Source organism: Hyphomicrobium sp. 99 (assembly GCF_000384335.2).
Taxonomy (GTDB): Bacteria; Pseudomonadota; Alphaproteobacteria; order Rhizobiales; family Hyphomicrobiaceae; genus Hyphomicrobium_B.
Genome location: NZ_ARWG02000003.1, coordinates 1 through 23949 on the forward strand (window position 1 = coordinate 1; position 23949 = coordinate 23949).

Annotated in this window: 20 protein-coding genes; 7 read left to right on the forward strand and 13 right to left on the reverse strand. The window is 58.6% G+C overall.

The genetic code is table 11. The features are described from left to right. The first annotated feature begins 186 nt into the window (after positions 1–186). Complete coding sequence (locus tag G359_RS00005) at positions 187–1284, forward strand: site-specific integrase (RefSeq protein WP_045834455.1); 1098 nt, start codon at positions 187–189, stop codon at positions 1282–1284. Here the strand turns inward: G359_RS00005 and G359_RS00010 are convergent. From G359_RS00010 to G359_RS00045, 8 genes are all read right to left on the reverse strand, one after another. After that, complete coding sequence (locus G359_RS00010; RefSeq protein WP_156150622.1) at positions 1268–2176, reverse strand: glycoside hydrolase family 19 protein; 909 nt, start codon at positions 2174–2176, stop codon at positions 1268–1270. The two genes, G359_RS00005 and G359_RS00010, sit on opposite strands and share 17 nt — an antisense overlap. Positions 2177–2417: 241 nt before the next feature. Further along, positions 2418–3287: a CHC2 zinc finger domain-containing protein gene (locus tag G359_RS00015; protein ID WP_052699109.1), complete on the reverse strand. Its 870-nt coding sequence runs from the start codon at positions 3285–3287 to the stop codon at positions 2418–2420. After that, the gene (locus tag G359_RS19490; protein ID WP_156150623.1) at positions 3284–3664 is read right to left on the reverse strand and encodes a VRR-NUC domain-containing protein; all 381 of its coding nucleotides are present in this window, start codon (positions 3662–3664) and stop codon (positions 3284–3286) included. Before G359_RS19490 ends, G359_RS00015 begins: the two co-directional genes overlap by 4 nt. Before the next feature lie 19 nt (positions 3665–3683). Next, on the reverse strand, positions 3684–4139 hold the full coding sequence (gene dcd / locus G359_RS00025; protein WP_045834456.1) for a dCTP deaminase: 456 nt from the start codon (positions 4137–4139) through the stop codon (positions 3684–3686). A 10-nt stretch (positions 4140–4149) separates the two neighbouring features. Then, a complete protein-coding gene (gene ssb, locus G359_RS00030; RefSeq protein WP_045834457.1) occupies positions 4150–4602 on the reverse strand; it encodes a single-stranded DNA-binding protein in 453 nt (150 codons plus the stop codon). Then, positions 4547–5251, reverse strand: coding sequence for an HNH endonuclease (locus G359_RS20680; RefSeq protein WP_197077510.1), 705 nt, complete (start codon positions 5249–5251; stop codon positions 4547–4549). Before G359_RS20680 ends, ssb begins: the two co-directional genes overlap by 56 nt. Next, positions 5248–6663 (reverse strand): DEAD/DEAH box helicase, encoded by a 1416-nt coding sequence (locus G359_RS00040; RefSeq protein WP_052699111.1) that lies wholly within the window; start codon positions 6661–6663, stop codon positions 5248–5250. Before G359_RS00040 ends, G359_RS20680 begins: the two co-directional genes overlap by 4 nt. After that, on the reverse strand, positions 6660–6872 hold the full coding sequence (locus tag G359_RS00045) for a hypothetical protein (protein ID WP_045834458.1): 213 nt from the start codon (positions 6870–6872) through the stop codon (positions 6660–6662). The genes G359_RS00040 and G359_RS00045 overlap by 4 nt, the downstream gene beginning before the upstream one ends. A gap of 397 nt (positions 6873–7269) precedes the next feature. Here G359_RS00045 and G359_RS00055 point away from each other — a divergent pair, with 397 nt between their 5' ends. From G359_RS00055 to G359_RS00080, 5 genes are all read left to right on the forward strand, one after another. Next, positions 7270–7887, forward strand: coding sequence for a helix-turn-helix domain-containing protein (locus G359_RS00055; RefSeq protein WP_045834460.1), 618 nt, complete (start codon positions 7270–7272; stop codon positions 7885–7887). Between the two features lie 305 nt (positions 7888–8192). After that, entirely contained in the window at positions 8193–9056 is an 864-nt protein-coding gene (locus G359_RS19495; RefSeq protein ID WP_052699112.1) for a PD-(D/E)XK nuclease-like domain-containing protein, read from the forward strand. Positions 9057–9218: 162 nt separating this feature from the next. Then, complete coding sequence (locus G359_RS00070) at positions 9219–10148, forward strand: recombinase RecT (protein WP_082072739.1); 930 nt, start codon at positions 9219–9221, stop codon at positions 10146–10148. A gap of 42 nt (positions 10149–10190) precedes the next feature. Then, positions 10191–10844 carry a hypothetical protein gene (locus G359_RS19500; protein WP_052699114.1) on the forward strand — a complete coding sequence of 218 codons (654 nt, stop codon included), beginning with the start codon at positions 10191–10193 and terminating at the stop codon, positions 10842–10844. A 49-nt stretch (positions 10845–10893) separates the two neighbouring features. Continuing rightward, positions 10894–11610, forward strand: a complete 717-nt coding sequence (locus tag G359_RS00080) for a SprT-like domain-containing protein (protein ID WP_082072742.1) — start codon at positions 10894–10896, stop codon at positions 11608–11610. Here the strand turns inward: G359_RS00080 and G359_RS19505 are convergent. From G359_RS19505 to G359_RS19510, 4 genes are all read right to left on the reverse strand, one after another. Beyond that, positions 11607–12002, reverse strand: a complete 396-nt coding sequence (locus G359_RS19505) for a hypothetical protein (RefSeq protein ID WP_052699115.1) — start codon at positions 12000–12002, stop codon at positions 11607–11609. The genes G359_RS00080 and G359_RS19505 overlap by 4 nt on opposite strands. Then, positions 11999–12202 carry a hypothetical protein gene (locus tag G359_RS00090; protein ID WP_045834463.1) on the reverse strand — a complete coding sequence of 68 codons (204 nt, stop codon included), beginning with the start codon at positions 12200–12202 and terminating at the stop codon, positions 11999–12001. Before G359_RS00090 ends, G359_RS19505 begins: the two co-directional genes overlap by 4 nt. A 43-nt stretch (positions 12203–12245) precedes the next feature. After that, positions 12246–12503, reverse strand: coding sequence for a hypothetical protein (locus G359_RS00095; RefSeq protein ID WP_245279875.1), 258 nt, complete (start codon positions 12501–12503; stop codon positions 12246–12248). 92 nt (positions 12504–12595) lie between these two features. Beyond that, positions 12596–15232, reverse strand: a complete 2637-nt coding sequence (locus tag G359_RS19510; RefSeq protein WP_156150624.1) for a hypothetical protein — start codon at positions 15230–15232, stop codon at positions 12596–12598. A 24-nt stretch (positions 15233–15256) separates the two neighbouring features. Between G359_RS19510 and G359_RS20255 the strand changes: the two genes are divergently transcribed. Beyond that, a complete protein-coding gene (locus G359_RS20255; RefSeq protein ID WP_156150625.1) occupies positions 15257–15607 on the forward strand; it encodes a hypothetical protein in 351 nt (116 codons plus the stop codon). A 53-nt stretch (positions 15608–15660) separates the two neighbouring features. Here the strand turns inward: G359_RS20255 and G359_RS00105 are convergent, their stop codons facing one another. Then, a complete protein-coding gene (locus tag G359_RS00105) occupies positions 15661–23940 on the reverse strand; it encodes an LPD23 domain-containing protein (RefSeq protein ID WP_045834464.1) in 8280 nt (2759 codons plus the stop codon). Positions 23941–23949: the final 9 nt, after the last annotated feature.

Genomic DNA, 23949 nt, shown 5'->3' on the forward strand with positions numbered 1-23949 from the left:
TCCATCATGGGTGCGATACTGAATCGGTGATGCGCTGAAATCGCTGAATTATTTGACATTCCCGATGAAATCCGTTGCGCATGTTGCTGTTAACCGTGCTCTTTGATGCTGTTTTCACATCATTGCACCCCGTTTCTAATCCGGTAATATTACAAGGTAATACCGAGGGAGCTTTGTAATACCGCAATGGGAACCATCCTAGTTCGCCCCCGCAGTAATGGCACGACTGCGTTCATGGCGAAGATCATTCTGAAGCGTGCCGGGACCGTCATACACCGGGAGAGCAAGACATTCGAGCGACGCGCCGCCGCTGTTGCCTGGATTGAGAAGCGCGAAGGCGAGCTTGCGCGTCCCGGCGAGATCGAGCGCGCGAACGCGTCAAAGGTCACGCTGGCGGATGCCATCGACAAATACACGACCGACAGCGCCAAGGAGATCGGCCGCACGAAGGCCCAGGTTCTTAAGGCAATCAAGTCCTACAGCATCGCCGCGAAGGAATGCCACCTGATCCAGTCGTCAGATATTGTCGCGCTATCGAAGGAACTCGCGAAAGGCAGGAAGCCTCAAACCGTCGCGAACTATCTCAGCCACTTGGCGGCAGTCTTCGCGATAGCAGGCCCGGCTTGGGGATACCGTTTAGACGCCCAGGCGATGAAGGACGCCTTCACCGTAGGCAAGCGGCTCGGATACACCGGCAAGTCACAAGAACGCGACCGCCGCCCGACGCTCGACGAACTCGAGACGCTGCTGACGCATTACCAGGAGCGCCACCGTCGCCGCCCGCGTTCATGCCCTATGCACTACGTGTGCGCGTTCGCGCTGTTCTCGACGCGGCGGCAGGAGGAATTGACCCGCATCCGTTGGGAGGATTTGGACGTGCCGGGCTCGCGCGTCATGGTGCGAGACATGAAAAACCCGGGCGAGAAGATCGGAAATAATGTTTGGTGCGATCTTCCTGAGCCCGCGCTGCGCATCATTCAAGCCATGCCGAAAAAGGGAGAGCGGATTTTTCCCTACTCAGCCAGATCGATCAGCGCGAACTTCACCCGCACGTGCCAATTGTTGGGGATCGAAGACTTGCACTTTCACGACCTACGGCACGACGGAGTGTCCAGACTGTTCGAGATCGGAACGTCTATTCCGCGCGCCGCCGCCGTATCAGGGCACCGCTCATGGCAAACGCTTCAGCGCTACACTCACATGCGGCAGGCGGGAGATAAATATGCGGGCTGGAAATGGCTCGATGTCGTTTCCAGCCCGCTCGCCGTCAGTACCAGTTCTTGAAAATGTCCTTGCGCTTCTTGATGATCAGCACCGCAGCGACGAGAACGATGCAGACGCCGGTCGCAATGAGCGGATAAGTGACGAACTTCGGCAGGCTGCTTTCTGAGGCGACGCCGGTTTGCTTCACGCCCTCAGCGGCCCCGCCCACGACGCAACCACCGCCGCCAGCGGCGATTGCTCTGCGTTCCTTCTCCGTCGCCGCGTCGATCACGTCCTTGCCGGGTGTCGACGTTGGCGGCGAGCCCGGCAGGCGATTAATGATGGCCTCGTTACCGGCCATGCGCGCGCGTCGATCAGCAAGCCCGTTTGTGCCGCCGTTCCATAGCCGCACGCAGCCGATGAAGTCGCCGGTATCGGCTTTGGCGTTCATCTTCTTCCACGTCCAGAACGCCGCCGACACTGCCGCCTGATTGTCGTACTTCGCGGCAATCTCGGGCTTGTCTTCAAGCGGCAGCTTAGCCAGTGCGCCGACTTTCGCGTAACCGTCGCGCCCAGTGATCTGCGGCCCACCGCGCCCGATGAAGCGAGAGCCATCGTCGGAGCCGGGACGGTTGCCCATCCGGTTGCCATAGATGTCGTCGAAGGCGCGCTTCTGCCAGCCGCTTTTAGTGCCGTACTTCGCACGCACAGCGTCCGCGTTCTCGAAACGGTTCGGCCAAACTGCGGCCATGCGCGCCGCCGTGTAATTGATATTCTCCGTCAGGTTCTTGATCGTGAACCCGTCGACCTCGTGCTCGATGTTCGCGAAGAAAAACTTCAGCCGGTTGCGCGTGTGGTTGATGCCAGCCGGACCAAGTATCGAATCCTGCTTGTCGATGAAATCCTTAAGCACCGCTTCCGGAGCTTTCGGAAATAGCGCGCGCATGCTTGGCAGATCGAGACGGATTGTCATTGTGCGGTTCTCCATGATGAAACCGCGACAACCATTGCCCCGCGATAGTTGAGACAGAGAACACCCTTGAGGCGGCTTCTCTCAACCTATCCGGCCAGGGTGGATAGGTGAAACATGGTTTTGATCGTCCGTGCAGAGCGGCATAGGCTTCGCCTCAAAGGGGGGTGTCATTGATGGCCTATGTAATCAAGGCAAACCGGTAAGTGGGCCGCAGCGCGGAATGATCCATGCTGCGGCTCGTTTATTTTTTGCGGCCCATAACGCGGACATTGCAGCCCTGCTCAAGCAATAAGCTTGCGATGCCGTCCCCTGTGCCCCGGCCCGGCGCATCAGAATCAGGCCAAACGATAACGCTACGACCCTTTAGCGGCGTCCAATCCGTATGCTTTGCGCCCTCTGTGCCGCCAGCCCACGACACGACAGCGCGGCCCGTCGCCTTCACCAGAGCATCGCGGCACTTCTCGCCCTCCGCAACGATCACTTGCCCGTCGCCCATCGCTTCGAGCCCGTACAGTGGGCGCGGCTTTGGGAACGGAAAGCGGCACCACCCTTCGCGTCCGTTCGGCAAGCGAACCCACATTACCATCGGCGTTTCTTTTTTGCCGTCCGGCAGATCATGGCGCAACACGTAGCCGAATAGCGAACCGTCTTCGCGACGATACGGGAATATCATCGACGGCACGAACGACCCGACTTCGCGCTCAGTGCCAGCGCGCTTTGGATTGTAGAGCGTCACTCGCTTGCCCGGCTCGATCTCGTCGACCGGATCGACGGGCACGATACCGGCATACACGTCTCGCACTTCGACGTGACGCGGCGCGATGTTCGGCCCCGCCGCCTCGCCCTTCAGAATGCTGATCGCGCCAGGGAGATCGACCCGTTTAATCTGCCGGACAAAATCGAGAACGTCGCCCTTCGCGCCACAGCCGAAGCAGTGCATCCGCTGCACGCGATCCCGTCCGTGGAAGATCGTAAACGAAGGCGTATCCTCTTCGTGGAACGGGCACGGCGCAACCCACTCGTCGCCGTCCTTCACCAGCGGAACGCCGAAGCGCTCCGCTGTTTCCGCAAGCGAGACTTCGCGCCGGATCAGATCGGTGTCTGAGATCATGCCAATATTCCCGCCAAGTCTTCATCGTTGCGGGCGATGCCTGCTCGCCCGCCCGCCTTCGATACAGCATCGATCCACGCGACTTGCTCAGGAGACGCCCGGCCCTTGTCCGTCTTCACTTCGACTTGCGCGTAAACGGCGACCGTCGACCCGACCATATCGGGAGTGATAACGACCGGCACCCACCCGCCGAGGTCCGACATTCCTTCGACGCCAGCACGGAAGGGCCGCGCCTTGCGTATCACAACGTCACCCGAGCCGAGCGTAACGAGCCGACCGGGATAGCCCTGCTCGACGCGGCCAATCCAAGCCATGCCGACCTGCTGACGGAAAAGCCGCGCGCCGAGTTGCGACGCGCGGGCTTGCAGTCGGCGCATAAGATCGCCTTCTGTCACGTCATGCCTCGCCTTCAAGCCGCGCGCCTTGCGGCCCGGCTTCTTGGTTCTGGTACTTGCCAGAGTAAGGCGCTTCGCTCGGAGCGTCCAAGCGATAGAACAGAATTTGCGCGATAGGGTCGCCGCTATCGATGCGCAAAACCTGATCCCCTTGGTTCTTAAGTTCGAGCGTCAAGTATCCCTTCCAACCCGGCTCGATCACCGTATTGAAAACGGAAAGCCCTTTCCGCGCCCAAGAACTTTTATCTTTGACCAGCGCAAGCACATCGGCCGGCATGTCAAAGTGCTCAATGCTCGAAGCGAGCGAGAAGGCACCCGGCGCAAGGTACAGGGTTTCGCAGATACGAATATCGTAGCCAGCGACAGACAAGCCGTAGCTACGACCACGCACGACGCTACGCTCGACGAACGGCTCGACAGGACGCAGCGCCCTGATTGTTTGAGCGGACAGAATCATATGCGCCACCTCAGAACGGAATTTCGTCGTCGATGCCGACCTGAGCCGGATCTTGCGGAGCTTGCGGCCTGCTGGCGTTTTGGTTCGGATCGGACATGCCGCGCCCGCCGCCGTTATCGCCCAGCAGGATCAGGCTGCCGTTGAAGCCGGACAAAACGACTTCCGTCGTAGAGCGCTCGATATCCTGCTTATCCTTCCACTTGCGCGTTTGCAGCGCGCCCTCGACGTAAATCCTGCTGCCCTTCTTGACGTACTTCTCGATGACCTTCACGAGAGCGTCGTTCCAGACCGTGACGCGATGCCATTCCGTCCGCTCTTTTTTCTCGCCGGTTGCCTTATCCTTCCAGCTTTCCGTGGTTGCGATTGAAAAATTCGCAACGCGCTGGCTTGTGCTCACATCGCGAAAGTCAGGGTCTTGCCCCACGTTCCCGATGATCTGCACCTTGTTGAGATAACCCGCCATTTAGTCCCCCTGTTTCGTTCATCACCAAGCGATAGCCTTGGCGATAGCCTACATTTTCAATCGATACGCCAGTTCCAACTAACTTCTCCCTCAGATGGCAGAGCGCCACCTTGAAAGCCGCATACATTTTTGACGCGCTCGGACCGCCGTCCGGATCGTCCGCGTACATCTCGTTAAAGATTGTTTCGGGCTGCACCGCGCGGCCCTTCCCAGACCATACCGCGCGCAAGATTGACTCTTGCAGCGGCGACAAACCTGCAGCGTGCGCGATGATGTCGACAGTCGGCTGCGGAACGCTTTGTTCGCAGCATGGGCAGGAATGTTTTACAGGTCGCAAGAGGGTCGCAAGAATTTCCGCGCGCGCCTCGACCAGATTTTCAATCCTAAAATTATCCGAATTTCCGTCAGCAAACCGGATCATATTCCGCGTGATACCGTGGTGCCAGTTCCAGACGAGATAGTGAGCGGAGAAAAAACTGCCGCCGAGACGCACGAAAGGTTTCTTGCGACCCTCTTGCGACTTGCGCCAAGTGATCGCGCGCCCGCCGTTTCTCTGTCCAGATGCAGAATGCTGCCAGTACAGCATGCCGTCGCGGTAATCCAACAAGCGCCGCGCTTCTTCCTTCAAGATCTGGTTTGGTATTTTCATACGCCGACCCTGCCCCCCTTAGCTTGTCGCGCCGTGTAAATGTGAGCGGCCCATGCTTCCGGCCGCTTGTATCCGCGCGCAGTTGCGAGCGCGACCAGAGCGTCTAGCGTCTTCGCTTCCGCCTGTTCGCGCTTGCGTTCGCGGCGGATCGCTTCAACGTCGACCTCTTGCAATTCGCCGTCGACTTCTTCGATCTCACGCGGGCCGACCGTGGCACGCTTCTTCTCGTAGACGTGGCCGCACTCCGGACACTTCGCGGCAGGCTGATGCGCGGCGAAGCATGACGGGCAGACGAGCAATTCAGCTTCGCGCTTCTTCTGCTTGCGCCCTTCGAGCGACCATTCGCGTTCTTCGTCGGGCAGGCCCAGGTTCGGCTTGGCAAAGCCGCCGACCATATCGATCAGGATATGAGGGACGCCGGTCCCATCCTGGCGAAGTCCGCGACCGTGCTTCTGCAAATGCCGCGCGAGCGATTGCGTTGGCGAGTTATCAAGCACGCATTCAATCGTCACCGGCCGGTCGACTTGCGCCGCGAGGTCGAAGCCCTCGCAGAAGAGTTGGCAATTGACGATGATGTCTATCTGCCGGTCAGCGAAGCCGATGAACGCGGCGCGTCGATCCGCTTGCGGCGTCTCGCCATCGAGCGCAACGGCCATCACACCAGCGGCGCGAAACTCAGCGGCCAGACGTTCGGCGCTTTCGATGGACGGCGAGAATGCAATAGTGCGCTTGCCGAGCGCCTTGCTTTTCCAATGCTTCACGGCGTTTGCGAGAACGCCCTTGCCTGACATGAGGCTATCGAGATCCGACGAGACGTATTCGCCGCCTCGCGTGCGTAAGCCGCTCAGATCGAGCCCGGCAGGAGAGAACGCACGGTAACGCGACAGGTGGCCGTTCTCGATCAGCCACCGGACAGACGGCCCCATGACCATCGTATCCCACACGTCGCCCAGCGGCTTGCCGTCTAAGCGCTCCGGAGATCCCGTCAGGCCGATAAGCTTCGCGCCTTCGGCCTTGTAGTGCAGCGCGACTTTCGCCCATCCGCTTGCCATGCTCAGGTGGGCTTCATCGACCATGACGTAACCAGCGGGAATTTTCCCGAGGCGATTTTTCAGTGTCGCGATAGAGGCGATGAAGACGCGATGATGAGGATTTAGATGATGCCCGGCAGCGATGTAAGAAAACGGGATGCCGAATTTATAGAACGTCTTCGCTGTTTGCGTGATCAGGTCGACGCGATGGACGCAGAAGATTACGCGCTTCTTCGCCTCGAAAATGCTCTTGATCAATGCGCCCGCGAGAACGGTCTTACCGAAGCCAGTCGGCGCATAGGTCAGCACCGACGCGTTCTCGCGCAGTGCAACGCGGAGCTTCGCGCGAACGTCATCCTGATCAGGGCGCAGCGTGATCATCGGCCGACCACCATGCGCTTGATGTCAGGTTCATGCGGAGCCATGCGCTTGAGCCGTGCCGCAAGCTCGCGCATAATTTCGACGTCGACGAGTTCGAGCGATAGCAATGCCGGACCCGCGTTGCCTCCATTGTAGGGATGACAACGCATCACAAGGGCCTCAACGAACTCGGCCTGCTGTTGTAGAGTCAGACGCGGCGCGGAGGTCATTTGCCCCCCGGCGTCAGATCGCGCGATGTCAGTACGACCTTTAGCTTTTTGGCAACCGCAAGCAGATGTTTCTGGTCACGACCGTTAATTAGTCCTTCTTCGTCCTTAAGGGCGCGACTAACCTTGGATCTATGCCTGTCAATCTCTCTGGCAAATGCCGACTGCGACAAGCCAAATTTATGAAAAACGCGTCGCCACGGCGTTGAGTTTTCTAGGGGGTGTTTCACGAGCTTGACCATTCAAAGTAGTGCGATATTCGCAACATACGTTGCGCTTCTCGCATCGTCAAGCATCGAGCGCAACGCGCCGCATTTATTAAAGGGGGGTATATGCCACTTGCAAGTTGTTGCGATAAATGCAACATGAAGGCGCATCATAGGGAGTCGCGTATAGGCCGATGTCAGATACAGCGCACGTCGACAGCGAGTGGTTTCGCACACGGTTCGCTCAGAAGGGAACGTCTTATAGGGCGTTCGCTCGCGAGCATGGCATGGACCCATCCGCCGTGTCGCGCATGCTGACAGGTCAAAGACGAATGCAGAGGGATGAAGCCGCCGCCATCGCTCAATTTATCGGCGCACCAGTCAGCGAAGTTTTGAAACATGCGGGCGTAACCATCGACGGCGAGTTCACGCCGATACTGCTCGTCGCAACGATCAATGAGCACGGCCAAATCGAGCGCCTACCGGAGCCGCGACCGTTGCCGCATTCAGTGATCGAGCGAGCGCAGTCTGCGATTGATGCGGTCCCGCGTGTTCTCGCTGCGCAGATTCGTGCGCTGACTGGACCGTTGACCGTCATGGATGATGCGCTTGTATTGTTCAGCCACACCGATGACGTTGAGCCTACTTCGATAGGTGCGTTGTCTATCTGCCGGAACTTCGCGGGCGATCAAATCCTCGCCAAGATCGAGCGCGCCAGGAAGACCGGCGAGGCGCGCGTCGTCACGATTGACGGCAAGGTCAAGGAATTTGACCTGCAAACAGCGACGCCAATTCTGACGATCATTCCATAAAACACGGAAGGCCGGTAACTCCCGCAACTGAGTTACCGGCCTTCTCTTGCTGGCGCGCCCCGCTGCCGAGCAAATTAAAAAGCGTGCAGTTCCTAGAGGGATTCGCGGGTTTATTGGGACTTCTCAAGCGGCCCACCGCAAAGCCGCTGCACCGGCTAATCGTTGCGATAAAAGCATTAACGATGTGTTTCCGTCAACGGGCGATGTGATTTATTTTTAAAATCGCATCGGCCGCCTTGACGCGTGCGCTCTGTTGCCCGTAGTGTTGCTCTTATCGCAACGCACCGCAACGAAAGGCGCATCGCATGGCATCAGCCCAAAAAGTCAAGGACGACATTAAGCCCGGCATTTATGCGGGCATCCCCAACGAGGCGTATCATTCAGGCCCAGGCATTTCCAAGTCCGGCCTTTGGACGATACACACCAAGTCACCGGCTCATTTCAAGTTCGGAGAGCGCAAGGAATCGACGGCTTTCGACATTGGCGAAGCTTGTCACCTTGCCATTCTTGAGCCGAACCTGTTCGAGAAGAAAGTCGTGCGCGGTCCCGAAGACCGTCGCGGCAACAAGTGGAAAGACCTTGCCGAAGTCTGCGGCATCGACGGAAAGCTGCTGCTGACATCTGGCGATTACGACAGCGCTCTCGCTATTCGCGACGCCGTGCATGCTGACGCATTCGTCAGCGGCATCGTCACCAACGAAAACGCGACCATCGAAACGTCTGGCTATTGGGTCGACGAGGAAACCGGCCTGCTCTGCCGTTGCCGCCCGGATCTTTACCGCCCCGACCTCAGCGTCATGGTCGACGTTAAATCGACCGTCAGCGCACACCCCGACGCGTTCGCTAAGAGCGTCACCAACTACGGCTACCACGCGCAGGAAGCATTCTATTCAGACGGCTGGCGTGCGCTCGGGCAGAACGTCGACGGATTTGTGTTTCTCGCATGGGAGAAAACGAGCCCCTACGCGTTCGGGATCTACGAGCTACCCCCGGCAATCGTCGAGGAAGGCCGCGCCATCATTCGCCGCTCGCTCGAAACTTACGCTGTGTGCCAGCGCTCGAACTCATGGCCCGCCTACGGCCAAGGCGTCCAAGAGCTTGATTTCAAGCGTTGGGCCTACCGCCTGACTGAAGCCCCGTCAGCACTCGATACGGAGCTTTCAGCGTGAAGCTCTCCGTCCAGACGCGGCTTTATTGGGAGGCCGCACACTTCTTTCGCCGGTCCGGAAAATCGGACCTAACCATAGCAAAAAAATTTCTCGAAAAGGTCGCGGCCGACGCGCCCGCCCGTCTCAAAGACCGAGCAATCAACGTCCTCGTGGAGATCGACAATGAGCAATTCAACCGCGCTTGCAACCGCTGACCAGCGTCAAGCTACACTTCGCAATGCCCTCGTGAAAATGGCCCCGGAATTTAGCAAGGCGTTGCCGGGCCATATTACGGCCGACCGCTTCGTGCGAACGGCCCAGACAGCAATCGCACTCACGCGCAACATCGACCGCGTGAGGAACCCACAGTCGTTGCTTGCAGCCTGCACAAAGGCCGCAGCAGACGGGCTTATTCTGGACGGGCGCGAGGCCGCGCTTGTCATCGACTACAACGGCGAAGCTCAGTACCGCCCGATGATACGCGGCTTGCTCAAGCTCGCGTATCAGAGCGGCGAGCTTAAAGGGATCGTTGTCGAAGTTGTGCGGCAGGGCGATGTCTTCAGGCACCGGCCGACGAACCTGCTCGAGCCGATCACGCACGAGATCGACCACGACGCCGAACGCGGCGAGCCGCGCGTCGTCTATGCGATGGCCGAATTGAAGGAAGGCGGCATCGTTCACGAGGTTATGTCAGTCGCAGCGATCAATCGCATTCGCGACCGCTCTGATGGTTGGAAAGCCTTTCAGGCCGGTAAGATCAAGTCGACGCCTTGGGGTACGGATTGGGAAGAAATGGCGCGCAAGACCGTATTCCGCCGCCTCTCGAAATATCTGCCGTCGAGCAATGAGAAATTGCACCAAGCGGCCGAACGTCCCGACGACGCCGTGACTATCGATGGCGAAGCCGTCGAGACGACGCCGCCGACGACGACGAAGGCACCGGCAGGCCCGAAGACGCGCGGCGGCGCAGCGGCGGCACTTAGAGCCGTTCAGCCCGTCCAGCAGCCGCTTGAACTCGATCCCGAGCGCGAGCCCGCAGAGCAAACCGGCTTCGACCTTGAGACGGGCGAAATCCTCGAAACCAGAGCGGACTACCCGGGCGACGACATCTAACGCCGCCCGGCATCAGCGCAATCATCGCAGGAGGAAACGAAAATGCGTATCGAAGCAGGCAAATGGTATCTCAATCGGGAAGGCAATTGCGTCGGCCCGATGCAGCGGAACAAAGACGCGACGTGGTTCTGGAAGGATGGAGAAGAGCGTGCCTACTTTTTCGACGGCCGCGCGGGTGTTGGGCCACACCCGAGCCCGTGCGACCTCGTTCGAGAGTGGGTCAATCCGGACACTCCCACAGAGCCGCCGCACGACCTCGTTCGCGAGCAGCGCTTCGTTCGGGAGCCTTACGCTCGCGTTGGGAAATGGGTCGATGCTCCCACGAGGCCCGGCAGCATCAGCTACGTCGAAACGCAGGAACCGATCCAGAGCGTAGAAACGCAGGCACCGGCCCAGAACGACGACGCGACATATGACAGTCTAGTCCGCGTGCTCGCGGATGCACACGCGCAGGCGTCGCGCGGCAAAGGCAAGGAGCGCCACGCCAACGGCCGCCCATTTGACCGCCAGCCGATCATGGAGCTTGGGCGCATGTACGGCCCCGGCTTTGCTGCCGGGCAAGCCGCGAAGAAAGCCCAGGAAGCAATGGGCATGGTTGCGCGAGGCCATCGCAACGCTGCGGTCTTCGAACTGCTGGGATCGATCAACTATCTCGCGGCCTGCGTGATGCTAATACGCGAGCAGCAAGCCTCTTAAGCGCGGCACGGCCGCACAAACTGTAATGTACATTACAAACGAGAACGACATGCCATCCGAACAGCGCACGCCTACGCAAGAAACGTACAGCGACCTACAAGCCGCTTACGATCACTTCAACACGACGCTGTTCGGAGGCGAGCTTCCTCCCTGCCTCATAACTCTACAGCGCAAGGGACCTCGGGTCATGGGGTATTACTCGCCAGGGCGGTTCATTCACCGCGCAGAGGAAGATCGTAAGACAGACGAGATCGCGATGAGCCCGATTTTCTTCGTCCGCAAAGACGACATCGAGGCGCTTGAAGTTCTCGTCCATGAAATGTGCCATTTGTGGCAACAGCATTTTGGCACGCCATCGCGAACTAGCTACCACAATAAGGAATGGTCGCAGAAGATGCAGGCCGTTGGGCTAATGCCATCAACGACCGGAGCGCCCGGCGGGAAAGCCGTTGGCCAAAGCATGGACCATTATCGTATTGTCGGCGGACAGTTCGAGGCCGAGGCGCAAGCACTCATAGACGGAGGATTTAAGCTCTGCTGGTACGACTGCACGGCACGCTTTCCGATAATGACACCACGCGTTCCCCGCAGAAATGAGGACGGCGAAAGCGGCGAGGATGCTGGCGAAACCGAGGAAGCCGCTCCGCCTTTGTCTGGCAAGCGCGTAAAATTCACCTGCCCAAAATGCGAGGCAAACGCATGGGGCAAGGGATCTTTGCAGATCATGTGCGCCCCATGCGGAGTAGTTTTCGAGAGCGCAAGCTAGCGCTTCGAGACGACGGCACCCAGCAGACGAGCGGCGATGTCAGTTGCCGCCTTGCTGCCGAAGTAGAAGCCAATCACCATCATAACGATGCCGCTCACTTGCGGGCCAGGATCAGGCGTCGAGCCCAAGGCTAGCACCGTGTCCCACACCACGATTTTCGCCACGTAGAGCAGCGCGCACTTGCCGATCAATTCGCGCGTCGACCACCATTTATCGCTTTGAGCGGCAATCGTCGCAAGCGAGATTTGCCCCTCGAAAAATTTGACGGCCTGATCTGCGGCCAGCTTGTCCTTGTTCGTCTGCGCTGCAATCTTCGCCTGATAGGCACGCTCAAGCGGCGCAACCAGCTTTTCGACGAGCCCGCCCGTCAGCAGTGATAGAAGCCAAGTCATCGTTCCCACCCGAATTTTCGTTCAGCATAAAGCCACACTTCGGCCGCGACGCCGACCAAGCTTCCAAGAGCAACTTCGATCATTTGAATAACGTCGTCATCAGCCGCGAGAGTTGTTCCGATGTCTGGCGACAGCAGACCTCGCGCCATGAGAAAAGCCGCGACGTATCGCAGCCCGATCCGAAGAATAATATTGGTCATGGGCACCTCCGGACACTGGACTATCCCGGCAAGGGTTGCCGCGCTAACCGCCAGGAACCCCGGTCGTAGTTGCGACGCGCCAGAGCGCCGTTATGAACAGTGCAAGAATGATCCACATAGCTTTGACGGCATGGCCGTTAAGGCGCTCGACTGACTTCTCGATGCGATCAAGCGCCGCTTCGACGTGCGGTCGTTGCGTTTCAAGGACGACAACACGATCATTGAGCTTGTTAACGCGCCCATGAATCTTATCCAATTCGGCTCTCATGTTGTCCGCTGACGTTGCGCGTTTCGCTGCCATGTTATCCCGCCTTCATTTGATGCGGGATATAACCCGGATAAAGTTGACCGCTCATACTAAGCGGCCAACCAATCCCACCCCGAGCGGCCGCCTTAAGTCCCGATAAGGCCGTGCGTCGTCAACGCGTCAATGATCGCCTTAATAGCCGCCGCACATTCTGCCGTTGTGGCAGTGCTAACGTCCTTCGATGCCTTCGATCCCGTTCCCGTCCACGCTGACCAGCCTGTGTCTCTAGCGCCAACAACCTTGACGTTGTTAACCAGCAAACTCGTGAGCAGGTACAGTGACGAGAACGGGAGCGTCGAAATACCTAGCGCCGCGCCGCCTGACGAACTAGGGAACAGCGCAACGTCAGAAAGGAAAATCTTGTCGGTGACGGTCCCGCCTACAGATAGAGCTAACGCAAGCTGACCCTGCGGAGTCGAACTGCTGACACTTGAGGCGACGCCGCGAATACGTGCGAACTCTCGTTGCGCGCCTGCGGTATCCGTCAAGTAGAACGACTGATAGACAGTATCGAAGTTGGTCGCGTTCGCTTGCGGCCTAACGCCTTCAAGCCGCAAGCCCTGTCTTGAGGCAGTGTTCGTATCGTTGATTAGCCGAAGTGGAACACCTGTCGCCCTACTAACCCTTGCTTGCGGCGGCGACGCATAATCCATGTCGGCTGTCTGGTAGGCAGCGATACGACCGGCCATTGTGATCATACCGTCAACGCCATTCGCTCCGTAGCGATAGACCGCTTGGCCCGTGCCTGGGTAGCGATTGAGATTTGCAGCGTCGAAGCGGCCACCGACTACGTTAATCTGCGTACTGCCGACTGTGTTCGTCTTCGGGTCAATGAAGAAGGTACATGCTTCAGCGGGCATCTGCCACGAACCATAGACGCAGCCGATAAAGTCTATTCGGTTGAACTCGCCAGTGATAGCAATAGCGCCATTGCCAACGACGTCGTAGCCAAAGACAGTGGTGCACGCATTGAAGGTGGCAGAGCTACAGTTATCGAGAAGCATAACGAAGCCTGACTGTCCGAAGTTAGGAGATGTCGGACCGGCGCCGTGAATCTTAGAGCCGATAAAGTTGACAGTATTGCTCCAATTCTGTCCGACAAGCTGAACTGCGCCGGTAACGCTGTCCGAATAGCCGTGAGAGTTTTCTACACGACAGTTTACAAGACTGAGGTCATTGCAGTTTGCGCCTTGTCCGGAGACTGTTAGCAAGTCTTCAGTCTGTCCCAGAAACATCGCAGGGCGTACGATAATAGGAACATTCGTTGCCGAGAGGCGCGCTTGATGACTGAGCGTGATAGTCAGCCGGTCCGTACTTACGGCAGTGATGCGCGACACAAGAAGATCGTTAGACGTAAAGGTCTTCGATCCGCCCTTATAGACCCCAAGATAATCGCCAACTCCGATGTCTGTAGACAAAGGATAGTTCAGCGCGAGCGAAGCGCTGTTAGCAGCGATAGTGCCGCGAAGGATCAAGAACGAACCCGGATTACCAGAACCCGCGCGAATAGTTCCGGCCGTCACTGGCGTACCAATGGCGACCGTCGCAGACGTAACAGAAGTGATCTTGAACAGACTCGGTTGCGGATTGTTATTGCTTGCGAGCGTTCGGGCATTGTTGACAACAAAGTATTCTTGGTTGGTCGCGTGTTCCGCAAGCCAAAAACTCTCGCTAGCCGTGAGTGTGGCTGTGCCGTTTCCGTTATCGGTAACCGTGAATGTCGCCGTTCTGGAATGATAGCCGGACTTCGAACCGTTGATAATGTTGCCTTGCGTTTGTTGCGCGCCGCAAGACTGAACCGTCACATCGTTCCAACGAGAGTTAAAGCAACCTTCAACCCAGATGCCTGCGTTGAAAAAGCTATCGAAGTCGATTCCTTCCATATCGGCTTCCAGGAGGTTCCACCCGTAGAGGCCGATAGGATCAGTGAACTTACGTTCACCGAAAAACGTGAGGTTTGAAAACTTCGTGAGCATTCGCCAACCATACGGCAAATGTATAGGAAGAAGTGCACGCGGACCAACGACGCCACTCAACGGGCCAGCCGAGCGCGTGATAGTAGACGAAACAAAGTTCCGGCAGTGAATGTGCGCGCCGTAAGCGCCGCCGCCGCCCCTAAAAACAAGCATCTTCTGCTGGCCGAGCCCTGTCTGTGCCCAGATCTTCGCATATGATGTAGGACTAATAAGCTCGTCGTTGACCGCATACGAAGCGTTGCCGAAATCGACAACGGCCACGCGGAAGTTGCCGCCCTGCATCCATGTGATCGCGTCGTCAATCATCGTGCGGAGAGCGGCGGTAACGGCTGTCTCGTTCTGGCTTTGGTAGTTATATTTTTGTGCGTAATCCAAGTCAGAAGCGCTGAGATAGTCAGAGGCGCGAAACACGGCGGGAGCGTCGTAGACGGCCTCTGCTCGCGCAACAACGGCTTGCGCTTCGACTGCTGCCGCACGCGCGTCGTCTCTCGCACCTTCCGCGCCGGACTTCGCGGCTTCCGCGCCTGCCCTTCCCGCAGCGGCATCATCCTTGCTGCTCGCCGCAGATGCGGCGCTAGAAGCCGCAGCCGCCGCCTCGCCCGGAGCGGCGATAATGTCGTCCATATTGTCGACAACGGCCTGCATGTTGCCGATGGCCCCGGCAACCGCGTCGATATTGTCCGCGCTGCCAGAGAGCCGCAAAATATCCCCGACCAATGCGTCAAGCTCGCTTGGATCTGCCGACACTGGAATTTTGACAGAGCGAGAGATTTGCTCGGCAAGCTGCTGATCGCGCTTGACGGCGAGATCAAGACCGCGCTCGACCGTTTCAGCGTAATAGGCCCCTTGGTTTTCAAGATCTATGTCCTGAACGAATGGGACATCGAGAATGATCGTGATCGATTGGCCGCTCGTCGGCGCGACAGTCGTCTCGACCTTACCGCCTTCATCGTCTCCCACACCGCTGACCGTGTAGTCTGTCCCGAGCGTCAGCACCGTTTCAACGCCGCCCTCGGTGCGTATCACCTTAATGTGCGCTTCGTCGAAGATCTTGAAATCAAAATCGTGCAGCTTCGTGACGCCGTTCCCGAAGTACGGCCCGGATTTATTAGTGTCGCTTGAAACGGTCATTGTATGGTGGCCCCGCTGTTTGAGGCCACCATATGCACAGATGGTTATTTCCCTCTGCGGCCGAGGATATATTCGAGAGGCGAAACGTCTTCGCCTTCGTTGCTGCGCATCAGAGCATCGACCCCGCGATTGACCTGCGTTGCCGGGAGCCCCGTCGCCAAGCCCGTCGCGTTGATGATGCCTTTGATGTCTTTCGGCTTGATCCCGGCAAGTCCATCTTCCGAGAGCGGCGCGGTCAGAACATTGAACAGACCGATTGCCCCCTTGCCCGCATCGCCAATGATGCCGCCATATGCGCCGCCACCATCGAAGCCCTGCAAGGCGCTCGCGCCATCGCGAACGAACGGTATCGTGCCCATGACGCTCAGGCCGGTTTGCTTCGCGAGGAACTTCGCCCAGCCGTCCTTTTTATCGTCTTCGCCGTCATCGCCGCCAGGAAGCTGACCACGGATCGCGGCCATTATGACGGCCTCAAGCGTGAACAGGAAAACCATGTCGACCGTCCATGACATTACCTCGACGGCCGATCTGGCGCTTACGCCTTCCTGCTGTAGCGTCCGCGATGCCTTGCCGGTCCGCTCGTAGGCGACGTTGAACTTGGCGAACATATAGGAGCCGAGCGCCGTAAACAGCCGCACGACATCATTCTGCCGCGCCGTGCGAGTGACAGAGCCGCGCTCGATAGCCGAGCGGTCAGAGAACAGGCCAGAAGCTTGCGCCCTTTTCACAACGTCGTCCGCATGAGCGATTGCTTTCGCCTCATCGTTACCGAAGCGGCGCAACCCCTGCTGATACCCGGCAAGCCAGGACGGAATGTCGACCGTGTACCACTGAACTTTAGTCATCAGCCAGAACGACAGCGGCCCGATCCATTCCGATTTAATATCGCCCCACCGCGACGCGACCGGCCCCATCTTCGGATCGTTGTAGAAATCGTTGATGTCCTTATTGAACGTCGTGGCGCGCGTGCTCATGAACGCCGACTTTGCCGTGATGTCAGCGATAGCGCCCGGCCGCAGTGATGCTTGGAGCCCGCGCACGAAGTCGCGCTTGCCGAGCACGACCATTGTCTGCGACAGGCCCGAAATCTGAGACGCGACGGTCACGAGGTTGAATGCGAGCTTTGCCGCCGTAAAGTTCGACTTCAGAGAACGCGCCGCGCGGCCGACAAAATCACCAGACCGTAACTCGCCCTCCGCAACGTCCTTGAGCCAAAGCTCAAGAGCATCGAAGTCTGCCTGTTTGCCCGTCTCTGTGAACGCGTCACGGATGCGGCCATCTTGCAGAATGCGCCAGGAATTGGCGACCGGCTCGCTCAATTCCAGATCGTAGATCACTTGATTGACGTGCCTATGAAGCACGGACATATCAAGCTCAACGTCGCGCCCCGACGACTGCGCGCGTTCCTTCAAATGCCCGTTGCGCGTCTGCGCTTTGCCGAAGCGGCCAGCCTGCAATGACTGCGCAATTTCTTGCGTCTGATCATCCCGAGCCAGCGACGAAAGACGCGGGTCGTATTTGATCGGATAATAGCCGCCCGCGAGCGTCTTGCCGCCGATTGTGACCGGCGAGCCTTCCACCCGTTTCGGCTCTACGCCCGTCGTCCGCCTCTCGCGTGCCGCTATGTCATTCCAGAACGACCCAACGTAATCCCACACCGATTGCACGAAGTCAGCATCGCGCTCGTCGAGCGTCGCCAGGATCGCAGCGACTTGCGCCTCTGTAAACGATCCGCGCACCTTCGGATCGGTAAGCCGCTGCATGTTGCCTTCGTTGCCGGTATTGAGCGCGACAGCGATCCGTTCCCACTTCGAGAGCGCAAACCCGATTTCAGGCATGTGTCGACGCACGGCCATTTCCCGCCGTTCGGCCTTCGAATAGACCGAGTAAAGCCCTTCGAGCGCCGTCGCCGCCTTTTCCTTGCGCACGATTAGACGGCTCATCGCGGCGTCGATTGGTGCCTTGATATTGCGGTACGCAGTCCCGGCATCCTTGAACCCGTCGATTTCCCGCAGGAGCGTCGTCGCGTTTAGCACTAGGTCAAGGAACTGCCGGGCACCGTGGCGAATAGCTTCGGCCTTCGTCTTGACGCGCCCAGGCGGACGCTTCTTTACGTTTGCCTCGAAGGCTTCCGCAATCTCAGTCACGACCTCATCGAGCGCGCGTTCATTCTGCGCATCGATCAGCTTGTCCCATCGCGTCGCTACGTGCTCGAGGTTTTTCAGGCTATCGATCACGCCGCGAAGCTGTTCGACCGGCAGAGTTTTGTAAGGCTTGCGCGCCGCGTCAGAGAGCACGCTTTCGGGAATAGAAATTTCGTTCTCACGCCCCGCCGCCTTCATCGCCTCAATGAAAGCATTGAGAGTGCCGCGCCGCTGTTCGGCCGCGCCGCTGATCTTGCGGAAGTCGTACCGTTCGAGAATTTCGTCGATAGCGCCCAGGTAATCGATAGTCGCGTTTTCGCGCCGACCAGCGCCAGCGATACGCTCGCGCGTCGACTTGCTGTTCAAACGCTTGACGTAGTTTTCAGCCTTCTCGACTTCTTCGGCTACCTTGCGCGATTCCGTGTAGAGCGCGTGATTGATCAACTGCCGCCGCTTTGCGTCGATCAGGTTCGCGACGAGCTCGTTGTAACCGGCCGTATGCGTCTCTACCGGCGTCGTCGCAATGAACTGGCCGCCGTCCGCACCGAACCGGCGCTCTGTGCGCTGGACGGTTTGGTCGCGGCTTTCGAGCTTGGCGTTACGATCCTCGATTGCCTTCGCCAGAGCGTCGGGCGACGCCTCGCCCTTCGCCACCGCGCGCGCCTTCGCCTCGATACGCCGGTTCGCGTTCTTGAGCCAAATGCTGTTTCGCGCCAGTTGTGCGGCGAGACGTTCGGCTTCTTCAGCCGCCGCGCGTTCAGCCGCAAGGAAACGGCCCGAAGCCGTCGCGTCTCGCACGCGCATGCGGGCAATCGTCAGGCGCGCGGATGCTCGCGCTTCTTTCGCAGTCAATGCGGGCTCGCGTTCCGCGACCTCGGAAACAGCTTTAAGTTCTGCTGCGATCCATTGGCCGCGCTTGTCGACGTGAACCGCGTCCACCGCTTCCGCTTCGAGCGAGCCGTCGTTCAGCACGTCGCCGTGACGATCACGCATAATGCGATCCGTCTCGGCCTCGATTGCCTCCGTGCGTTTTGGCGCGCGCTCCATCGCCTGAATCATTTCATCGCCGCTATCGAAGCCAAACCATCCAGCCGCTTCGTCGGGATCAATGCCGCCGTCGACCGTGTAGATCGTTTGCTTGCCGCGTGGCAAAGTTTTGAGAACGCCCGAGCCGTAACGAGCGACAAGGATTTCTTTCGACAGCCTCATGTCTGGCAGGTCTTGATCCTGGCCGTCGCCAAGCCAGCGCTTATTGCCCATCCATTCAATCGCGCGGAAATACGGGTAAGCGTTGACCTCCTTGGTAACTTGCGCCTTGACCTTCTCGCGCTCCTTTTTGAACCATTCCTCTTTTTGCCGTTTAATCGGCTCCATAATTTCGCGTAGCAGGCGAGCTTTGGCGCTATCCTCGGCCTGCTGGCGTAGCTTCATCAGATTGGCGTACTCGGCCGCCGTAAGCCCAAGCTGCTCAGCCGTCGCGAAGACAGGCGTCGAGCCGCCTATGTTCCCTTGCGCCTTGGCGATTTCCTCATCCGTCGCAATCATCCGATCGAATACGCCCCGGATCTGATCCGAAGGCTTGACGTTCAGTCCCGCCAACCGCTGATAAATCGACACGAGCCAAGCCCGGAACTTCTCGAAGGCAGAGCGCAATTCCTCATTCGGCGCGCGGCCCTCCATCAGATAGGCTTCAAACCCGCGCGCAAACTGCTCTTGGCCGCCGACGACAAGCGCGCGATCCTTTACCGCGTCGCCGGTCGTACCGTTGTCCAGCCATGCCGTCACGTCTTCTACGGTCACTGTAACGCCATCGGTCGACCGCGTTGCGTCTTTCGCCACAGCGTCGGCGTTCTCGCGCCACCACTCACGCACGGCCTTGATCTCCGCAGCCGCGTGCGGCTCACCGCGCGCCGCAAGATCCTCCAACACGGTCAAGAAGAAATGGCCGCTTTCATGGACGACGGTCGACAGGTTCGCCGTCTCGAACAGGCGAATGATCGACTCGCCACTGCTGACACCGGCAGAAGGGAATTGGATCGAGCCGCGAGCGCCCTGATTGTATGAGCGGCCCTCGAATTTCGGGTGCAGCGTGGCAGTCTCGCCCGGCGTCGGATAGTCGATCTCTCGCACGTCGAAGACTTCGGACACCGACGCACCGGCCTTGCCCTTGCTATAGCCGACAACGCTGTCATAGCCAGCCTCGCGTACTGCATGAGCAATCACGTTCTCTTGCAGGGCGTATCGAAGCTGATTGCCCTGCTTACTGTTCGCGATGATCTCATAAGCCAGCGTTGGATCTGCGCCATGTTCTTCAAGGAAGTTCGAAACATTTTCCTCGAACAGCCCAGGCTCGCGAAGCATATGCTTCGACGTGACGACGGCCATAACGGCGCGGTCAAGTTCCTTCATCGCGCCCTTGCCCTTGAGCGCATTCCATGCAGCCTCGGGAGCCTTGCCGCCCGTCGCGCCCTTCACAAACAGCGGGCGCTTTAGGATCGTTTCACCGCGCGTCTCTACCGGCCCGCCGTAAGCACCGCCAACCGAACCCTTGCCGCGATAATACTTCGCATTCTTTGAGCCGACAGGGAGATAGAAGACGCCCGTTCGGACGGACGTTGCTCCGATCTGTTCCGGCTTCTGGTAGCGAACCAAATCGATCAGCAAGCCGTCATCGGTGATTGACGCGCCTGCCGTGTTTGCAACGGCCTCAGAGAATAGCGGATCAGATGGAAGCTCCACAGACATATCGATGCGGCGCGCCTGATCTGGCGTAACTTGCAGCGCTTTAAATGCCCCGCCGTGCTGGGTTGAGCGAACGACAATAACCTTGTTGTCGGGAACGTCGGCCGTATTCCAAGGCGGCGGGATAGTGCCCTTCTCAGGCGGCTTGCCAAGTGCTTCTGCCGCATAGCGTTGGCGCATATCATCGGCGCGCTGCATGCGATCACGCGTCTGAATGTTGCGCGCTTCGGCCTCGCCAGCGATGCGCCTATAATATTCGTACTTAGCCGCATAGATCAGATCCGCATGCGCGGCGCGGATTTTTGGCTCCAATTGATCAATTCGAGCTTCGAGCTTAACGCGCTCTTCCGCGCTCGGAGAGCCGTCAAGCTTTTTCGCTATGGCTTCCCACTCAGCGACGTATTGACTGATCTCGCGCTTTATTTCTTCGACCGTCACGCCTTCATACAGTTCGCCCATTTCGAGATTGCCGCCGTGCGCAAATCCTTCCTGATCTTGGATCACGTGCGCAATCTCATGCAGCAGAATAGAACGCGCGTGGACGAGGGTCTTACCCTGGACCTCAATGCTGTTCCCGTCCCATAGCCCCCCCGCTTCCGCGTTCGGGTTGATTTTGAATTTTACGGGAATGCCTTTGAAAATCGTATAGGCATCGAACAGCTTCGAATGATCGAGAAGCTCGCCAAGCGTGCCGTCGAATCGCCAGCCGGACTTTGTTTTAGTCAGCGCGTTTTGTTTGATTGTAGCGTCAGCGTCGCTTATTTCGAACCGCCACTGACCGTCAGGCCCGACGAAGAACCCGGTTTCGTCATAGATCTCATCTCGCGTCGCCCCAGCGGCGCGCATGAGAACGGCCTTGCTCAATGCCTCAAGTTCGACCGTCTTCGCGCTGATCCCGGCAAACTGATTGAACGACGACGCACCGGCCTTCTCCAAGGCTTTGCGGATCGTCGCATCATCGTCGTCTAGCGACACGCCGACTTCTGCAAGATGCTCTTCGATGCCGCTCAGATCCCTTGCGCGTTCAATCGCGGGGTCAATCGCATCATGCGCTGAATACTGAGCGCTTCCGGACAATTCCGCGTCGATAGCATCCCACAGCGCCGCCGTAATATCCGGCGTCTGTCGACCTTCTTCGACCGCGCGCAGATATTCCTGTACTGCCGGATTGTCGGCCATGTAGCCGCGCTCTATCGCAGCGAGCGCTACGTCGTCGGCCCCGAACCGCTTTCCGTCGCCAGACCCGAGCATTGACGACTGACCGGCGACGAAGCCCTTGCGCGCAAGCCGCAACGACTTTTTGCCCTTGCCGCGATTAACGACCGTGGCATCGCGCGCCGCAAGTTCGCCACCCGCGTCATTGATGCCGCCGTAATCGGAAATGAACTCGAGCAACGTCTGCCGCTTGTCGCTGAGCGTCCTTGCCGCGCGCGCTTCGGCCAGCGTTCGCGTCAGCGCGTCAACATTGCGAAACTGCATTCCTTCCGGAATGGAACCTTTGATTTGCGGCAGCGGATACTGCTGCATAAATTCTTCTGTCGTCAGCCCCGAGCGCAGCGCCATCACGCGGTAAAACGCGGGATAAAGCATTGCTTCAGTCGTGGCGACATCGGTCGACCGCCCGGCCAAGCGAAGCCGCGACACCATCGTATCGTATATCTCTTGCTCGAACGACCGAAGTTCCTCGTTCCTCAAGCGGAGATCTTCAGCAAGCTGCCATGCTTCTTCGAGCGCATCGCTGACCTTTGCGTTGAACTCTGCCGCCTCCCCAAACGTCTTTTCGTTCGGATCGAACCGCATGTTGTCGATCAGGAACGCGTCATGCTCTGAACCGGCAATTTGCGCCGCATACGTTGCAGTCGGGATTTGCAGATCTTGGCCGCCGTCAAGCGCCGCCTGTAGGTCTTCGCGCGTGACGCCTTCCAAACTGTCGACGAGATCGAACGGGTCAAGGTTCATCGACTGGAAGTATTCGGTGAACTTTTTCGCCGGAATGAATACGTTCTCGACCGGCCCGTCTTTCGTCGCTTCAGCAACAAACTGGCGGAACTTCTCAGGCAAGCGATTGCGCAGCGCCGACGATTGCGCTTGTCCGGAAAGCTGCTCGAACAGCGCCTTGCGCGCCTCGGCTGATTTGGCCTTGGCCTGTGCATCGAGAAACTTTTCGCGGCCGACGCCGACGACTTCGATGGGAGCTGTTGCAAATTCTGCAATACCTTCCATCAGGATATCGCCTAGGCTCATCTGCTGACCGGAGAAGTATTGCCCGCCAGCTTCGCCAGAGGCACCCATTACCGCCTGCGTCAGCGATTGCAGGACCATGTTGCCCACAGGACTTTCCGCCAGCGTCTTGCCAGCTACGCCACCCGACAGGCCGTCCATCATGCCGACAATTACGCCTCGCACGTTGCCACGGTCGACGGCCGCTTTCATCAGTTCTGGGTTTGAGATCGCCGCAAGCGCGTCTTCAGGCTTCGAAATATCAAGGCCATGTTCCTTGAACAAATCGGCCGGCGCAGTTCCCATTTCCGTCGCAGCCGAAGTCGCGCCCAAAGTGACGGCACCGGCAATAGGGTTTCCCGTTCCAATCGTGACGGCCGTTGCCGCAGCGAGGGAGGGAAGACTTTCGGCCGCCGTCTCAGCGGCAAACGCTGCAAATGCTTTAGGGTCTTTGGCAATCGCCTGCATGTAGGAGCCGAAATCTGCCCACACGTCGCCGGACGGCTTGACTTCCGTCCAGATCTCGCGCCCACGCGCACCGGCAGGCGACATCGGGATCTCAGCAATGCGCTTATTGATCAGCCCGACTTGCTGCTGATAATAGGCGGCGGTATTCTTCGCCGCGTCAGGCCCAGCGGCAAATTCGGAAAACCGCGACGTGGCGTAGCGAGAACCGGCCTTGAACAAGTCGATTGGATCTGGAACGCGTTTGTAAATCAGATTGCCGTTCTTATCGCGAACGTCAGTCTCACTCGCCAGGATGTCGCCAAACGACTGCTGCTGATCCTGATAGCGCTCCGTCGCGGCGTTCGCCATTAGCTGATTGTAAGCCATCGGCACGCGGTCGACGCCGCGCGATATGGCATTCTTCGCAGCTACGAACGGCGTTTCCCACCACGACAGATTTGAAAGATCGTCTTTCGCAACGGCGGCATTCTCAGGGTTGCGCAGCCATTGGGTCAGACGCGGCGAACTCGAGAGGATCGTCGAGTTTTTCTGCCGTGCGATTTCCGCTTGGAAAACGCTGCTAAACTCTTGCACCATAGCCAGCGGCGGAACCGGCGAGCCGCTGATTTTTGCGAACTCGTTCGCGAGATTTATATGTCCCGCAACCTCGTCAGGCTTGCCGTCCGTCGTGGAGAGCACGACGTTCGCGGCCCCCACGTTGCTCTGCTGCTGCTTAGCTTTCCAGGTTTCGTAGTCTGCAAGCGTGTCCATAAATCATCC